14 protein-coding genes are annotated in these 15,012 nt (G+C 65.6%); 6 read left to right on the plus strand and 8 right to left on the minus strand.

What is annotated here, in order from left to right:
• The first annotated feature begins 54 nt into the window (after positions 1-54).
• Positions 55-342 (plus strand): YciI family protein, encoded by a 288-nt coding sequence (locus tag QW868_RS21200; RefSeq protein WP_316231420.1) that lies wholly within the window; start codon positions 55-57, stop codon positions 340-342.
• On the opposite strand, the gene QW868_RS21205 is transcribed toward QW868_RS21200, so the two are convergent.
• The 4 genes from QW868_RS21205 to QW868_RS21220 all read right to left on the minus strand — a co-directional run bounded on the left by QW868_RS21205 (position 343) and on the right by QW868_RS21220 (position 4,791).
• Complete coding sequence (locus QW868_RS21205) at positions 343-1,236, minus strand: NAD(P)-dependent oxidoreductase (RefSeq protein ID WP_316231421.1); 894 nt, start codon at positions 1,234-1,236, stop codon at positions 343-345.
• Complete coding sequence (locus QW868_RS21210) at positions 1,233-1,649, minus strand: carboxymuconolactone decarboxylase family protein (RefSeq protein ID WP_315771351.1); 417 nt, start codon at positions 1,647-1,649, stop codon at positions 1,233-1,235. The genes QW868_RS21205 and QW868_RS21210 overlap by 4 nt, the downstream gene beginning before the upstream one ends.
• A gap of 182 nt (positions 1,650-1,831) precedes the next feature.
• A complete protein-coding gene (locus QW868_RS21215) occupies positions 1,832-3,292 on the minus strand; it encodes an aldehyde dehydrogenase family protein (RefSeq protein WP_315771350.1) in 1,461 nt (486 codons plus the stop codon).
• Between the two features lie 473 nt (positions 3,293-3,765).
• On the minus strand, positions 3,766-4,791 hold the full coding sequence (locus QW868_RS21220; protein WP_315771348.1) for a LacI family DNA-binding transcriptional regulator: 1,026 nt from the start codon (positions 4,789-4,791) through the stop codon (positions 3,766-3,768).
• 224 nt (positions 4,792-5,015) lie between these two features.
• Here QW868_RS21220 and QW868_RS21225 point away from each other — a divergent pair, with 224 nt between their 5' ends.
• The 5 genes from QW868_RS21225 to QW868_RS21245 all read left to right on the plus strand — a co-directional run bounded on the left by QW868_RS21225 (position 5,016) and on the right by QW868_RS21245 (position 11,156).
• Entirely contained in the window at positions 5,016-6,155 is a 1,140-nt protein-coding gene (locus QW868_RS21225) for a sugar ABC transporter substrate-binding protein (protein ID WP_315771346.1), read from the plus strand.
• Positions 6,156-6,231: 76 nt separating this feature from the next.
• Positions 6,232-7,773 (plus strand): sugar ABC transporter ATP-binding protein, encoded by a 1,542-nt coding sequence (locus QW868_RS21230; RefSeq protein ID WP_316231422.1) that lies wholly within the window; start codon positions 6,232-6,234, stop codon positions 7,771-7,773.
• Positions 7,770-8,750 (plus strand): ABC transporter permease, encoded by a 981-nt coding sequence (locus tag QW868_RS21235; RefSeq protein WP_315754908.1) that lies wholly within the window; start codon positions 7,770-7,772, stop codon positions 8,748-8,750. Before QW868_RS21230 ends, QW868_RS21235 begins: the two co-directional genes overlap by 4 nt.
• A complete protein-coding gene (locus tag QW868_RS21240; protein WP_316231423.1) occupies positions 8,747-9,727 on the plus strand; it encodes an ABC transporter permease in 981 nt (326 codons plus the stop codon). Before QW868_RS21235 ends, QW868_RS21240 begins: the two co-directional genes overlap by 4 nt.
• A gap of 373 nt (positions 9,728-10,100) precedes the next feature.
• On the plus strand, positions 10,101-11,156 hold the full coding sequence (locus QW868_RS21245) for a phosphatase PAP2 family protein (protein WP_316231424.1): 1,056 nt from the start codon (positions 10,101-10,103) through the stop codon (positions 11,154-11,156).
• 84 nt (positions 11,157-11,240) lie between these two features.
• Here the strand turns inward: QW868_RS21245 and QW868_RS21250 are convergent, their stop codons facing one another.
• Genes QW868_RS21250 through QW868_RS21265 form a run of 4 tightly spaced genes read right to left on the minus strand, consistent with a single transcriptional unit; the run spans position 11,241 to position 14,918 of the window.
• Positions 11,241-11,936, minus strand: coding sequence for an ABC transporter ATP-binding protein (locus QW868_RS21250; RefSeq protein ID WP_315736677.1), 696 nt, complete (start codon positions 11,934-11,936; stop codon positions 11,241-11,243).
• Entirely contained in the window at positions 11,936-12,685 is a 750-nt protein-coding gene (locus QW868_RS21255; protein ID WP_315736676.1) for an ABC transporter ATP-binding protein, read from the minus strand. Before QW868_RS21255 ends, QW868_RS21250 begins: the two co-directional genes overlap by 1 nt.
• Entirely contained in the window at positions 12,682-13,974 is a 1,293-nt protein-coding gene (locus QW868_RS21260; protein WP_316231425.1) for a branched-chain amino acid ABC transporter permease, read from the minus strand. The genes QW868_RS21255 and QW868_RS21260 overlap by 4 nt, the downstream gene beginning before the upstream one ends.
• Positions 13,971-14,918: a branched-chain amino acid ABC transporter permease gene (locus QW868_RS21265; RefSeq protein WP_315736674.1), complete on the minus strand. Its 948-nt coding sequence runs from the start codon at positions 14,916-14,918 to the stop codon at positions 13,971-13,973. The genes QW868_RS21260 and QW868_RS21265 overlap by 4 nt, the downstream gene beginning before the upstream one ends.
• Between the last annotated feature and the right edge of the window lie 94 nt (positions 14,919-15,012).

The following is a 15,012-nucleotide window of genomic DNA, read 5'->3' on the forward strand; positions in this document are numbered from 1 at the left end:
GTCCGGAAGCAGGACGGCATGCAGCCGTCCTGCTTCAACTTGCGGAGAGAATTCATGCTGTTTGCGATTCACGCGATCGACAAGCCGGACGCGCTGCCGGTCCGGCTTGCCAACTACGACGCGCACAAGGCCTATCTCGGTGACACCGCCCGCCTGCCCGTCACCATCGTAATGTCCGGCCCGCTCGTCTCCGACGATGGGTCGACGATGATCGGAAGCCTGTTCCTGGTCGAGGCACCCGGCCGCGCCGAGGTCGAAGCCTTCAACCGCGCCGACCCGTTTGCCGCGGCCGGAATCTGGGACGAGGTGACGATCACCGGGTTCCTGCGGCGCCAGGGGTAGTCACCCCTTCAGCGCGACGCCGGCCAGCGCCTCGCTCAGCTTCGCCAGCGCGGTGTGATCCTGCCCGGGTCCGAGCAGCCCTTGCGCGCTCGCGCTCAGCTCGCGGCAGAGATTGGAGAATGGCGCCGCGACCCCGCTGGCACGCGCGACCTCGAGCGCGATCGAGAGGTCCTTGACCATCAGGTCGAGGCCGAAGCCGCTGTTGAACTGGCGCGACAGCACGAACTGCTTGAACTTCTTCTGCGTCGAGTTGTTCATGCCGGTCGAGGCGTTGAGCACGTCGGTCATCAGGCCGGGATCGATGCCGAACTGCTGGCCTATCAACAGCGCCTCGATGCCGATCAGGAAGCCACCGGCGGAGACGAGGTTGTTGAGCGCCTTCATCGCCTGGCCCGAGCCGAGGCCGCCGATGCGGTGGATCGTCGTGCCCATCGCGCGCAACAGCGGCTCGACGCGATCGAGCGCAGCCGGCTCGCCGCCGGCCATGATCGCGAGCTCGCCGGTCACCGCGCGCGGCACGCCGCCGCTGACCGGCGCATCGAGCATGATCACGCCGAGCGGGGCGAGATCGGCCGCGATCGCCTGCGTCGCGGCCGGCGCGCCGGAGCTCATGTCGATCACGATGTGACCCTGCCTCAGACCGGCGCGCAGGGTCCCGACCGCGTCCGCGACATGCTTGCTGGTCGGCAGCATCGTGACGATGACGTCGGCATCTGCCGCTGCCGCCGCGAGATCCCCCGCCTCGATGCCGCCGACCTGGTGCACGAAATCCGCAGCCCGTTCTGGAACGGCATCATTGACCGCAACCGCAAAGCCGGCGCCGAGCAGGCGCGCGGCCATCGGCCAGCCCATGTTGCCGATGCCGACGAACAGGATCTTTCCCGGCGCGCTCATGCGCCGTCCTTTGCGCCGTCCTTCTTGGCGATCGCGCCCTCCGCGACCAGCACCTCATGCGCGGCCTTGAACGCTTCGAGCCCCGCGGGAATGCCGCAATAGACGGTCGCGTGCAGCAGGATCTCCTTGATCTCGTCGACCGTGACGCCGTTGGTGAGCGCGCCCTTGACGTGCAGCTTCAGCTCGCTCGGCTTGCTGAGCGCGGTCAACATCGCGAGATTGATGATGCTGCGGGTGCGGCGATCCAGTCCTGGCCGGGTCCAGGCATAGCCCCAGCACATTTCGGTGGTGATGTGCTGGAAGGCCATCATGAAGTCGTCGGCCTTGGCAAGGCTGCTATCGACATAGGCCGCGCCGAGCACCTCGCGGCGCACCTTCAGGCCCTTCTCGAACAATTCTTTTTCGTCGCTCATCCGCTCGTCTCCTTCTGCAAACCTGATGTCAGCTCTTTGTCTGAGCATGATCTTTTCGGAAAACCGGCTTCCACTTTTCCGGATCATGCTCTAGCGCCTCGCCGCGCGGACTGACAACAACAACGCCGGGCGGCGTTGTCAGTGACGTCCGCACGGCGGAATTGATCGGAGATGCGAATCCGCTAGCCGTGCTTGACGATCAGGGTCTTCATCGCCGCAAGCTCGTACAGCGCCTCGAACCCCTTCTCGCGGCCGTGTCCCGATTTCTTCATGCCGCCGAACGGCAGCTCGATGCCGCCGCCGGCGCCGTAGCCATTGACGAACATCTGGCCGACTTTGACCTTGCGGGCGACGCGCATCGCCCGCGAGCCGTCGCCCGACCAGACGCCGGCGACCAGGCCGAAATCGGTGGCGTTGGCGAGCCTGACGGCGTCGGCCTCGTCGTCGAACGGCATCGCCGCCAGCACCGGACCGAACACCTCGTCGCGCGCCAGCTCGGAGTCGCGCGCGACGTGCTGATACAACGCCGGCGCCACATAGAAGCCCTCGCTCGGCACGCCGTCGGCGATCCTGCCGGACGCCACGCGCCTGGCGCCGCCACTTTCGGCGCGCGCCAGCATGTTTTCGATCCGCGTCTTCTGGACCGCGCTGATGACCGGGCCAAGATCGAGATCCATCTCCGGCGTGCCGGCCGTGATCTTCTCGAAGCGGAGCGTGAGGTCGGCCAGGAAGCGGTCCCAGATCGAACGCTCCACCAGAACGCGCGAGCCGGCCGAGCAGGTCTGGCCGGCGTTCTGCACGATCGCCGCGGCCACCGAGGTCAGCGCGGCATCGAGATCGGCGTCGGCGAACACGATCTGCGGCGACTTGCCGCCGAGTTCGAGCGTGCAGCCGATGTGGTTCCTCGCGGCCGCCGTCTGCACCAGCGTGCCGACCTCGGGACTGCCGGTGAAAGAGATGAAGTCGATGCCGTCATGCGCCGACAGCGCCGCGCCGGCCTCCTCGCCGAGACCCGGCACGACATTGATCGCACCGGCCGGAAAGCCGGCTTCCGCCGCGAGCTCGGCAAGACGCAGCGGCACCAGGCAGGCCTCCTCGGCCGGCTTGATCACGGTCGCGTTGCCCATCGCCAGCGCCGGCGCGACGGTGCGGCCGAACATCTGCCCCGGATAATTCCACGGAATGATATGGCCGGTGACGCCGAGCGGCTCATAGACCGTGGTGACGAAGAAGCCGTCGAGAAACGGGATGGTGTCGCCATGCACCTTGTCGGCGGCGCCGCCGTAATATTCGAAATAGCGCGCGACCGCGACGACGTCCGCCTTGGCCTGCTTCATCGGCTTGCCGGTGTCCGCCGCTTCGAGCTTCGCGAGCTCCTCGGCATTGTCCTCGACGAGGCGGCCGAGCTTCGACAGCAAGCGCCCGCGGTCCACCGCGGCGAGCCGGCCCCACGGGCCTTCGAGCGCGCGGCGCGCCGCCGCCACGGCAAGATCGATGTCGGCCGCATCCCCTGCCGCGATCGAAGCGATCACCTGGCCGGTCGCCGGAGCAAGCATCGCAATGGTGCGGCCCGACCGCGCGGGCTGCCACGTGTTGTCGATGAAGACGCCCTTTGCGGCAGGCAGTTTGACATTGGCGTTCATGGCAGCTCTCCGGCTTCTCTTGCAGCTCGTCCTCGGTCATGTCAGACCTCGGCACGGTGCATCACCACGCGGCCGCGCGACGGCCGAGGCAACGGAGGCGTGTCACCATGGCCGGATTGGCCGGCCGCTCTCCCCCGTTTGCGCTGCAGCGGTCATGATGCCCGATGGATGCGTCCGACGTTTCTGTCAGACAATATCGGAGCCGTCCAGAACGGGACGTGGGGCGCACGAGAACGTGCGGCGCGCGGCCCTGCGGGGCTCGCGCGCGATCGGCCGCGACATGGTCGTCGCAAGGCTCGTCATCTGGCTTACCGCCTGGTCCGCCAGGCGGTCGGGAACGCTCGTGGCCGGCGCGGCGATCTCGCCCAGCGCGGCCGCTGCCTCCTTGCGAGAGATTGGCCTGCTCGTGGGTGATGCAATGGGTGCTCGGCCGCACCACGTGCAGCACTGCGCCCGAAAGGGCGCGACCATCATCACGAAGCCACGAGATGCGGTCCGGTGCTGCCGCGTGCGACGATCTCGAAGCCGAGGTCGATCCGACGCGTTCTCGGCCGCTTGCCGGTGGCGATCACCTGAAGCACCAGTTCGGACGCCACGCGCCCCATGTCGGCGCGCGGCGTCAGCACGGTCGACAGCGGCGGATTGGAGGCCGCCGCGAATTCCAGGTCGTTGAAGCCGATCAGCGAGATCCGGCGCGGGACCTCCAGCCCCGCCTGCTGGCAGGCGAACAACGCACCCAGCGCGATGTTGTCATCGCAGCAGAAGATCGCATCGGGAGCTCCGCTCGCGAGCATCTCCTCGGTCAGCTTCCGCCCCAGCGAGATCGTCGTCTGTGCCGGGAGCCAGGCAACCAGCAACTCGCCGTCCAAACCAGCTTCCGTCAGCGCCGCGCGATAACCCTCCAGCCGGGCTCGTGCCCGGTCGTCGCGCTGTCCGGAGAGGTAGGCGATCCGCCGATGTCCCAGCTCGATCAGGAAGCGGGTCGCGGCATAGCCGCCCTGGCGCTGCGAAAGTCCGACATTCAGATCGATCGGATCGTCGGTCAGCTCGAACGTCTGCACCACCGGAATCCGCGAACGTTCGAGAACGCGCCGCGCGGCCCGCGTCTGGTTCACCCCGACCAGGATCAGCGCCTCGATGTTCTGGCCCAGCAGCGTCCTGATGGCGCCCTCTTCCTCCTCCGCCGAATAGCGGCTGCTGACGACGACGGGGCGAAAGCCGAGCGGCAGCAGGGTGTCGTAGATCGCCTGCAGGTAGTCCGCGAAGATGCCGTTGGAGAGCGACGACACGACGATGCCGATCGAATGCGTGCGGGTCGAGGCGAGCCGGCTCGCCGCGAAGTTCGGCACATAGGCCAGCCTGTCGACCGCGGCATCGATCCGCTTGCGCAACTCCGGCGACACCATATCGGGCCGCCGCAGCGCCCGCGACACGGTGACAGCGCTGACATGGGCGATGCGGGCGACGTCCTCCAGCGTGGTGCGACGCTTCTGAGACATGATCCTTGCAACATTGATTCACGCGGATTTGTCCGAACCATATTCATGACATGCGACCGGCCGCTTGGCAAAAGCCGCGCGACGGTAATTGACAGCGCTGTCATTGATCAGTAACGCTTGGCGGGTCGAGACGACGAGCAATGCTCGCACAAACCTCCGGAAACAAAGAGGCGTCTCGCACATGCGTCATTGATTTGGCGCCACAACAACAGGGGAGGTCACGAATGTCGTCCAAGTCGATGAGGGCGCGATGCCTTGCCACTTGTGCATCGCTGGTGTTGGTCACGGCGTTTGCCGGCAAGGCGCTGGCTGAGCCGGAGATGGTCAAGGGACCGGCGACCGAGCCTGAATGCATGGTGCCGTGGACCGCGGACACCAAGTTCTTCAAGTTTCCGGCCAAGAAGGGCCCGTACCGCATCGCACTGGCGAACGGCTACATCGCCAATACTTGGCGCATCCAGATGATTCAGACCGCGAAGGCCTATGCGGCGCAGCCGGAGGTCAAGGCCAAGCTGAAGGAGTTCAAGGTCGTCTCGACCGGCGAGGACGTCCCGGCCCAGATCTCGGCAATCAACAACTTCATCGACTCCGGCTATGACGCGATTGTCGTCAACGCGCAGAACCCGACCGCGTTCGGGCCGGTGATCAAGCGCGCCAAGCAGGCCGGCGTCATCCTCGTCGCCTTCGACAACATCCTTGCGACGGAAGATGCGATCAACGTCAATGTCGACCAGAAGGGTCTCGGCGAACTCTGGGCGAAGTGGCTGGTCAAGAACGTGCCCGGCGGCGGCAAGGTGCTCGAGGTGCGCGGCGTCGCCGGCACCTCGGTCGACACCGATCGTCACAACGGCTTCCACTCCGTTCTCGACGGCTCCGGCAAGAAGTGGCAGGTCACCGAGGTCGTCGGCAAATGGGACGACGGCGTCGCCCAGAAGGCCACGGCGGATGCGATCGCGACCAATGGCCCGTTCGATGCGATCTCCGGCCAGGGCGGCGACACCGGCATCGTGCAGGCCATGCTCGACGCCAAGCACAAGATGGTGCCGTTCGGTGGCGAGACCGAAAACGGCTTCCGCAAGTTCTGCGCCGCCAAGGCGTCCGAAGGCCTGAAATGCTCTTCCGCCGGTACCGGACCTGCGCAGGTCGCGGTCGCGATCAAGGTCGCGCTCGCCGCCCTCGAAGGCAAGGTGGTGCCGCAATCGGTCAAGCTGCCGCTCGCGGTCGTGGAAGATCCGAACTTCAAGAAGGATCAGGACTACTTCCCGGCCCAGTCCGACAACTTCTTCGTCGGCAACTCCTTCCCGACCTGCGGCATCAACTTCACGGCGCAGGAGATCATGGGTCAGTCGAAGGAAAATCAATAGGCCGGCGCGATCGCTGGTCCGCGAGTTCTCTCGCGGCCAGCCTGTCCCTATTGCCCAAACAACTGAGGGAGCAAGCATGATCGCGGCCGAGCCGCTGTTTCGCGCCGAAGGATTGTCCAAGCGCTACGGCGGCGTGATCGCTCTCGACGGTGCGGACCTGGAGGTCCATCCCGGCCGCATCCATGCGATTCTCGGCGAGAACGGCGCCGGCAAGTCGACGCTGATCAAGCTCATGGTCGGCGTGGTCACGCCGGACGAAGGCCGCATGACGCTTGCGGGACGCGAGGTCGCCTTCACCGGTCCTTCCGCGGCAAACGATGCCGGCGTCGTCTGCATCTTCCAGGAGCTGTCGCTGATTCCCGACCTGTCGGTCGCGGACAACATCATGATCTCTCATCCGCCGACGCGATTCGGAATGATCGATCGGCGGGCCCAGCGTCGACTTGCAGAGGAGGCGCTGCACCGCGCCGGCGCCGGCGACATTCATCCGCGTGCGCTGGTGAAGGACCTGCCGCTGTCGCGCCGGCAGATGGTCGAGATCGCGAAAGCGCTGTCGCGGCAGCCCAAGATCCTGATCCTCGACGAGGCAACCTCGGCGCTGACCGCTTCCGACGTGACCAAGGTGTTCAAGGTGCTGAAGCGCCTGCGCAGCGAGGGGCTGGCGCTGCTCTACATCTCCCATCGCATGCACGAGATCGCGGAGCTCGCCGACGACTGCAGCGTGTTCCGCAACGGCCGCCGCATCGCGACTTTCCCGGCCGGTACCAAAACGGATGCCGAAGTGATCGAGCTCATGATCGGCCGTGAGTACAAGCATGCCTTCCCGGAAAAGCCGCCGCGGAAAATCGATGGCCGGCCGCCAGCGCTGCAATGCAGGAGCATCAGTTGGGGCGACCGGCTGAAGGACATCTCGTTCTCGCTGCAGGCCGGCGAGATCATCGGTCTCGGCGGGCTCGACGGCCAGGGCCAGCGCGAGCTGCTGCTGGCGCTGTTCGGCGTGCTGCGAGACTGTCGCGGCGACATTCTGATCGACGGCAACAAGGTGACGATCGACAGCCCCGTCACCGCCAAGTCGGAGCGCATTGGTCTCGCGCTCATTCCGGAGGACCGCAAGACCGAAGGACTGATGCTGCCGATGTCGGTGCGCGACAATCTTTCGGCCGCGGCCTTCGACCGGTTCGCGACATTCGGCATCATCGACCGGCAGCGGCAATCGACGCTGATCGACGAGATGATCCGCCTGATCGAGATCAAGACCGCCTCTCCCGATCTCGCCGTCAGCGCGCTCTCCGGCGGCAACCAGCAGAAGGTCGTGATCGCGAAATGGCTGATGAACAAGCCGCGCATCATCCTGCTCAACGATCCGACGCGCGGCATCGATGTCGGCACCAAGCAGGAGATCTACCGGCTGCTGCGCCGGCTTGCCGACGAGGGCGCCGCGATCCTGCTCTATTCGACCGACTATGACGAGCTGATCGGCTGCTGCGACCGCGTGCTGGTGATGTACGATGGCGCGATCAGGCGCGAGTTCGCGGGCGCCGAGATCACCGAACGTGCGCTGGTCAGCAGCGCGCTCAACGTCGACGAGGGCGAGCGAGCGGAAGCGAGTCTGGCATGACCGAGTGGCGGTACTGGCTCTCCGAACAGCGCGGCACCCTGCTCGCGATCGGGATCTTCGTCGCGATGTTCGTGCTCTATGCGACCAATCATCCGGCCGGCTTCAGCGCCAACATGGTGCAGACCGCCGCCAACAAGGCGACGCTGCTGGCCTTCGTCGCCATGGCGCAGGCGATCGTGGTGATCACCGCCGGCATCGATCTGTCCGTCGGCATGATCCTGACCCTGACCAACTGCCTCGCGTCCTGGATCGTGGTCGGAACCGCCACCGAGACGGCGCTCGGCGTGGCCGGCGTGCTCGGCACCGGCATCGTCTGCGGCATGATCAACGGCGCGATCGTGATCTTCGGGCGTCTGCAGCCGATCGTGACCACGATCGCCACGGGCGCGATGTATTACGGGCTCGCGCTGTTCCTGCGACCCAATCCCGGCGGATCCGTCAACGAGACGCTGGCGGATGCCCTGACCGGCAGGCTGTTCGGCGTGCTGCCCACGAGTCTCGTGGTTCTGGCTGTGACGGCGCTGCTGATCTGGGTGCCCTATAGCCGCTCGGTCGTCGGCCGCGCCGCGTTCGCGACCGGCTCCTCCGAGGTCGCAGCCTACATGTCCGGCGCGCCGATCCGTGCGGCCAAGTTTGTCGCCTACACCTTGGCCGGCCTGTTGTCGGCGATCGGCGGCCTGTTCCTGACGTTCTTCTCGTATACCGGCGAGGCCGCCTATGCGAGTGGCAACGCCTACACCCTGTTCTCGATCGCGGCCGTGGTGCTCGGCGGCGTGTCGCTGATGGGCGGGCGCGGCAGCGCGATCGGGGCGATCTTCGGCGCCCTCGCGTTCCGCACCATCGGCGATCTCCTGTTCGTGTTCGATTTCGATCCGCTGTGGCAGCCGCTATTCCAGGGCCTCGTGCTGATGCTCGCGGTCTCGATCGGCGCGTTCGGCCTGGTGCGGGTGCGCAATCGCCTGGAGTGGTTCGGATGAGCGACGCAACGGCATCACAACCGGCCCGTCGAGGGATCGCCATGCTGCGCCGGATCGATCCGGCGGTGGCCGCCTCCTTCGGCTGCATCTTGCTGTTGCTGCTCGTGGGCAGTCTCTATTCGCGCAGCTTCCTGTCGCCGGACTATCTGCTGCAGCAGTTGAAGGTCGCGAGCTTCCTGGGCGTGATCGCCACCGGGATGATGCTGGTGATCCTGCTCGGCCAGATCGATCTGTCGGTGCCGTGGGTCGTCACGACCGGTGCGATGATGGCCTGCGCGGCGGCCGCGCATGGCACGACCGGCGCCATCATCGCGATTCCCTGCGGCATTCTCTGCGGCGCCGCCATCGGTCTGTTGAACGGCATCGGCGTCGCCTATCTGCGCATCCCCTCGATGATCATCACGCTGGCGACCAACGCGGTCGCGCAAGGGCTGATGGTCGCCTACACCGGCGGCTTCGCACCGCAGGATTCCGCCTCCAAGGCGATGCGCTATCTCACCACCGGCACCATTGTTCCCGGCGTTCCGAACGCGGTGCTGGTCTGGGCGATCATCGGCGGCGCAGCGATCTGGCTGCTGTCGCGGACCACGTTCGGCCGCGCCATCTACGCCATCGGCAACCGCGAGCGCGCCGCCTATCTCTCAGGGATCGATACACGCCGCATCACCATGCTGGCGTTCGCGCTGTCGGGCGCCCTCTCCGCCTTCGGCGGCGTGCTGCTCGCGGGCTATGCCTCGAAGGCGGCGCAGTCGATGGGCGACGCCTATTTGCTGCCCTCGATCGCCGCCGTCGTGCTCGGCGGCACGCACATTCTCGGCGGCCGCGGCAGCTATCTCGGCACCGTCGCCGGCGTCGTGCTGATCACCCTGCTACAATCGATCCTGTCGGTGATGCAGATCAGCGAGGCCGGCCGCCAGCTGATCTACGGCGCCGTGATCATCCTGATGCTTCTGATCTACGGCCGCCAGAAACTGTGATCGCACGCGACATCGCGCCGGGGCGATCGGACGGAAGACGGCTGCACGGACAGCGACCGCGGCGACCGGCCCTCCCGCAAGCCGGCCTGCGAGCTGCGGCGCATGCGACAGTACTACCAGGGGTGGCTTCCCATGATGAATGGTGAAGACCCTTTACACGAGGGCTGTGTCGACGCGAAAGCGGCTTCGTTTTCCGGACATGAATGCGGTCTCGACACAACCGATACAGGATTCCAGGCTACGTTCAGTTAAGCATCTCATCACGGTATCCCCGTATTTTACCCGCAAAGATTGATTTGTTGGCCTGATTGGCCGTAACAAGACACCGACGGGAAACAAGTCGAAATCCATTGAAACGTGAGAGCGGACGACAATGTCGGACACCGCCGCCGGTGGTCTATTGCCTGATCTCAGCCGCCGCTGGCTCGCCTGGACAAAGAGCGTCTTGCAACGGGCGCATGACAGCGGGGATGCAGCGACGGCCTGGGCCGTGTTCCGGTTCAACTGGGCTGTCATGACAGCACTTTGGGTGCTGTTCGGACTGTGCCTGATCTTTACGGACTTTCGCATCGAACCAATCGGCTACGTCGTCGTGCTGTCGACATCGGCCGTCTATGGTCTCATCGGCTACGCCAATGCACGGTCGGCCCAGCGTGCCAAACCCTGGATGTTCTCATTCCTGACGGGAATGGCCCAGACCACCCTGGCATCCACCGTGCTGGCATCACTTTCCTACATTGCGACGGCCGCCAACCTGCCGCTTCAGGACGCCAACCTGCTCGCCCTCGATCGCGCCCTTGGCTTCGACTTTCGCGAGTACTTATCGTTCGTTAATGACCGTCCGTGGGCCGTCCTGAGCCTCGCGTTCGGCTATCGATCCATTTCCTGGACGATCTGCATCATCGTCGTGGCCCTTCCCCTGCTGGGCCACTATCGCCGGTTCGCGGAGTTCAACCTCGCGATCAGCCTGACGCTGGCGCTGACCTGCATCATCACCTTGTTTGTCCCCGCACTCGGCGTGTACCACGCTCTGGAGCTACCACCGTCGGCCTACGCAAACCTCATTCCCCAAGCCTATTTCGACACAGCGCGCGAGGTGCCCTTGGTTCGCGACGGGACGCTGCGTCTGTTGGACACCAGCCATCTCGCGGGGATCGTGACCTTTCCGAGCTTTCACGCGGCGGCCGCGGTCCTCGACGGCTGGGCGCTGTGGTCGTTGCGCTGGTTGCGACCATTCAATGTCCTGATCCATGGCACGATGTTGCTCTCGACCCCGATCGGCGGCGGGCATTTCCTCGTCGACATGATCGCCGGCATCGCGATCGCGACGGCGTCGATCTGCATCGCGCGTCTCGTTGCCCTGAGGCTGCGCGAGCGCGACGCCTCGTTTCCGCGCGGCATGTTCGGACATCCAGCGCCTCAGACCTGAACTGATGGATTCGGGCACGGCAGGATGTCTGTGGCCCATCTGCCCGAGCTGCATCGGCGAACGCGTGCCCGCAGTCCGCGCACCTCACACTTCGAGCCACTCCTGCCGGACTGCGGTGTTGGCCTTGAGCTGATCCGGTGTCCCTTCGAACACGACGCGGCCGTGGCCCATAACATAGACCCGTTTCGAAATGCGCATCGCGATCGAGAGCTTCTGCTCGACCAGCAGGATCGCGACGCCCGCCGCTGCGATCCGGGCAATCAGATCGCCGACCTGCTGCACGATCAGCGGCGCCAGACCTTCGGTGGGCTCATCGATCATGATCAGGTCGGGGTCGCCCATCAGCGTGCGGCAGGTGGTCAGCATCTGCTTCTCGCCGCCCGACAAGACGCCGGCCGGCGTATCGGCGCGCGCCGCGAGATTGGGAAACATGTCGAGCATGTCCTGAAGGCGCCACTTCCCCGGCCGCCGCGTGTCCTTGATGCCGAGCACGAGGTTTTGCCGGACGGTGAGGCTCGGAAAGATGTCGCGATGTTCCGGCACATAGCCGAGCCCAAGGCGCGCGATCTTGTAGCTCGGCAGACCTGCAATGTCCCGGTCCTTGAAGCGGATCGTCCCCTGCGGGCTGACCTCGCCCATGATCGCCTTCACGGTGGTCGAGCGGCCGACGCCGTTGCGGCCGAGCAGGCTCACCACTTCGCCGGCGGCGACGTCGAGGTCGACGCCCTGCAGAATATGGCTCTTGCCGTAGTAAGCGTGGAGGTTCCTGACCTCGAGCATCAGTGGGCCTCCTCGCCGAGATAGGCTTCTTTCACCTTCGGGTCGCGACGGATCTCCTCCGGCGTGCCCGACGCGATGATGTGGCCGTAGACCAGCACCGAGATGCGATCGGCGAGGCCGAACACGACGCTCATGTCGTGCTCGACGATCACCAGCGTCCGTCCCTCGGTGAGCCGCCGGATCAACGACACGGCGCGCTCGGTTTCCGCGTGGCTCATTCCGGCGGTCGGCTCGTCGAGCATGACGACCGTCGCACCGCTCGCAATGGTGACCCCGATCTCCAGCTCGCGCTGCTCGGCATAGGTCAACAATCCCGCGGGAATGTCACGCCGATGCGTGAGATGGATGTCGTCGAGAATCTGGGCGGTCCGCTCCCGCACCTCCGGGAGACTGTCGACGTTCTTCCAGAACGCGTAGCGATGCCCGGTCGCCCACAGCACGGCGCATCGGACGTTCTCCCACACGGTCATGCGGGCGAACACGTTGGTGACCTGGAACGAGCGCGACAGGCCGCGCCGATTGATCTCGAACGGCCGCAGGCCCGAGATGACCTCGCCGTTCAGCCTCACCTCGCCGGAGGTCGGCTTGATGTGTCCGCTGATCAGGTTGAACGTCGTGGACTTGCCGGCCCCGTTCGGGCCGATGATGGCGTGGCGCTCGCCCTTGGTGACGCTGAGATTGAGGTCGCGGATCACGCCGACATTGCCGAAGCGCTTTTCGACGGCACGAACTTCGATCGCTGCGGTCATGCCAGATACCCCCGGTCACGCGCCACGGTGGCGGCCCTGTCCCAGGCTTCGGCGATCCGCTGCCACGTCCACCGCCCGACGACGAAGCCGGCGACCACCAGAATCGCGGCGGCGCCCCATGTCGCCGGCGACTGCGGATTCAACGCCATGCCGAACAGGTTGATGGCGTCACCACCCGAATAGCGCGCGACCGTCTCGATGGTCAGGATGACGCCGTAGGCGAGCGCCGCGGTCGGCACGATGGCCACGAGATAGGACGGGATCACCATTCCGAGCGTTCCGGCACGGACCAGCGGCCGGTGCATCATCAGCAGACCGGCAATGCCCCCGGGTGAGAACATGACGATGCCGATGAAGATGATGCCGAAATAGAGCTGCCATACGCTGGTGAGGCTCGTCAGCCCGAGCTGGAGATAGGTCACCAGGATCGCGCCGAGGATCGGACCGAAGAAGTAGGCCGTCCCGCCGATGAAGGTCGCGAACAGCACGAGGCCCGACTGGATTGCACCGAGATAGGCGGAATTCGCGATCTCGAAGCTGATCGCCGCGAGTCCGCCCGCGATGCCAGCGAAGAACCCGGCAAAACAATAAGCGAGATAGCGGACGACGTGCGGATCATAGCCGATGAACTGGACCCGTTCGGGATTGTCGCGCACCGCATTGCTGATCCGTCCCAGGGGCGTCCGGGTCAGCGCATACATCGCGATTGCCGACAGCACCAGCCAGAACGCGATCAGGTAATAGACCTGCAGCTGCGGGCCGAAGGTCCAGCCGAACATGCGCGGCAGAGCGGTGCGGTCCGTGGTGATGCCGGCTTCGCCGCCGAACACCGAGCGCAGGATCAGCGACGACGACGCCACGAGCTCGCCGATGCCGAGCGAGATCATCGCAAACACCGTGCCAGCGCGCTTGGTCATGACCCAGCCGAGGATGATCGCGAAGGCGAGGCCGCCCAGCCCGCCGAACAGGGGGATGAAGGGCAGCGGAATCGGCCAGCCATGCGCCAACACCGCGTTCATCATGTGACAGGCCGCGAAGCCGCCGAGGCCGTAGTGAACCGCGTGGCCGAACGACAGCAATCCGGTCTGACCGAGAAGGACGTTGTAGGAGAGCGCGAACACGATCGCGATCCCGATCAGGCTGAACGAGGTCAGCGATCCGCCCGAATTGAACAGCAGCGGCAGCACAATCAGCACGGCCACGCCGATCAGCCAGACGGCGTAGAAGCGGAGACGGGAGCCGGCGGGCTTTGCCGCGAGATGAGACGCGGAGGTGACTGCTGCGGTCATGATTCGCGAGTCCCCATCAGGCCCACGGGGCGCACGATCAGGACGAGCACCAGCAGCAGGTAGGGAACGATCGGCGCGACCTGCGCGATCGTCACGTTCCAGATGTCGGTGAGCACCGATGGCCCTGCGGAGGGATCGAGCGGTCCGAAGGCGCTCGCCAGCGAGCCGTTCAACGCGACGGCGAAGGTCTGCACCAGGCCGATCACGAGCGAGGCGATGAAGGCGCCCGGCAGCGAGCCGAGGCCGCCGAACACGATCACCACGAACAGGATCGGCCCGAGTGCGGCGGCCATGTCGGATTGCGTGACCAAGGCGGGGCCGGCGATGACGCCGGCGAGGCCGGCCAGCGCGCTGCCGACCCCGAACACCACCATGAATACGCGTCCGACATTGTGGCCGAGATGGCCCACCATATGGGGATGGGTCAACGCGGCCTGCACGATCAGGCCCACGCGGGTGCGCTTGAGCACGATCAGGAGCACCACGAAGATCGTCACCGATACCGCCAGCATGAAAAGCTTGTACGCCGGATAGTTGGTCGAGAAGATCGTGAACGCGGGAAAGTCCAGCAGCGCCGGCACGCGATAGTCGAGCGGAGTCCTGCCCCAGATCATCGAGACGATCTCCTCGATGGCGAACGCGAGGCCGAAGGTCAGCAGCAGCTCGGCAACGTGGCCATGCTTGTGCGTGTTGCGCAGACCATAGCGCTCGACCGCCATGCCGATGGCCCCGACCAGCAGCGGCGCGAGCAGCAGGGCCGGCCAGAAGCCGACCCACTTCGTGAGCTGGAAGCCGAAGAAGGCGCCGAGCATGTAGAAGCTGGCGTGAGCAAAATTGAGCACCCCCATCATGCTGAAGATGACGGTCAGCCCGCTCGACAGCAGGAACAGCAGCATGCCGAACAGCACGCCGTTGAGGGTCGAAATGACGATGAGTTCAAGCACGGCGCACTCGCGAATGTCCCGGGCTTCAATGCCCTGCCGCTCATTCTCTGACGGACCGACGCACGGCCGGCGCCACTTCCCGCACGCGGACCTC

It is taken from the genome of Bradyrhizobium sp. SZCCHNR1051, from assembly GCF_032489615.1.
Lineage (GTDB): Bacteria > Pseudomonadota > Alphaproteobacteria > Rhizobiales > Xanthobacteraceae > Bradyrhizobium.

Bases quoted from the DNA above. Each gene is read 5' to 3' on its own strand.
- QW868_RS21240 (WP_316231423.1), top strand. From the start codon at position 8,747: ATGAGCGACGCAACGGCATCACAACCGGCCCGTCGAGGGATCGCCATG.
- QW868_RS21230 (WP_316231422.1), top strand. From the start codon at position 6,232: ATGATCGCGGCCGAGCCGCTGTTTCGCGCCGAAGGATTGTCCAAGCGC.
- QW868_RS21225 (WP_315771346.1), top strand. From the start codon at position 5,016: ATGTCGTCCAAGTCGATGAGGGCGCGATGCCTTGCCACTTGTGCATCG.
- QW868_RS21200 (WP_316231420.1), top strand. From the start codon at position 55: ATGCTGTTTGCGATTCACGCGATCGACAAGCCGGACGCGCTGCCGGTC.
- QW868_RS21235 (WP_315754908.1), top strand. From the start codon at position 7,770: ATGACCGAGTGGCGGTACTGGCTCTCCGAACAGCGCGGCACCCTGCTC.
- QW868_RS21220 (WP_315771348.1), bottom strand. From the start codon at position 4,791: ATGTCTCAGAAGCGTCGCACCACGCTGGAGGACGTCGCCCGCATCGCC.
- QW868_RS21210 (WP_315771351.1), bottom strand. From the start codon at position 1,649: ATGAGCGACGAAAAAGAATTGTTCGAGAAGGGCCTGAAGGTGCGCCGC.
- QW868_RS21250 (WP_315736677.1), bottom strand. From the start codon at position 11,936: ATGCTCGAGGTCAGGAACCTCCACGCTTACTACGGCAAGAGCCATATT.
- QW868_RS21260 (WP_316231425.1), bottom strand. From the start codon at position 13,974: ATGACCGCAGCAGTCACCTCCGCGTCTCATCTCGCGGCAAAGCCCGCC.
- QW868_RS21245 (WP_316231424.1), top strand. From the start codon at position 10,101: ATGTCGGACACCGCCGCCGGTGGTCTATTGCCTGATCTCAGCCGCCGC.
- QW868_RS21205 (WP_316231421.1), bottom strand. From the start codon at position 1,236: ATGAGCGCGCCGGGAAAGATCCTGTTCGTCGGCATCGGCAACATGGGC.
- QW868_RS21255 (WP_315736676.1), bottom strand. From the start codon at position 12,685: ATGACCGCAGCGATCGAAGTTCGTGCCGTCGAAAAGCGCTTCGGCAAT.
- QW868_RS21215 (WP_315771350.1), bottom strand. From the start codon at position 3,292: ATGAACGCCAATGTCAAACTGCCTGCCGCAAAGGGCGTCTTCATCGAC.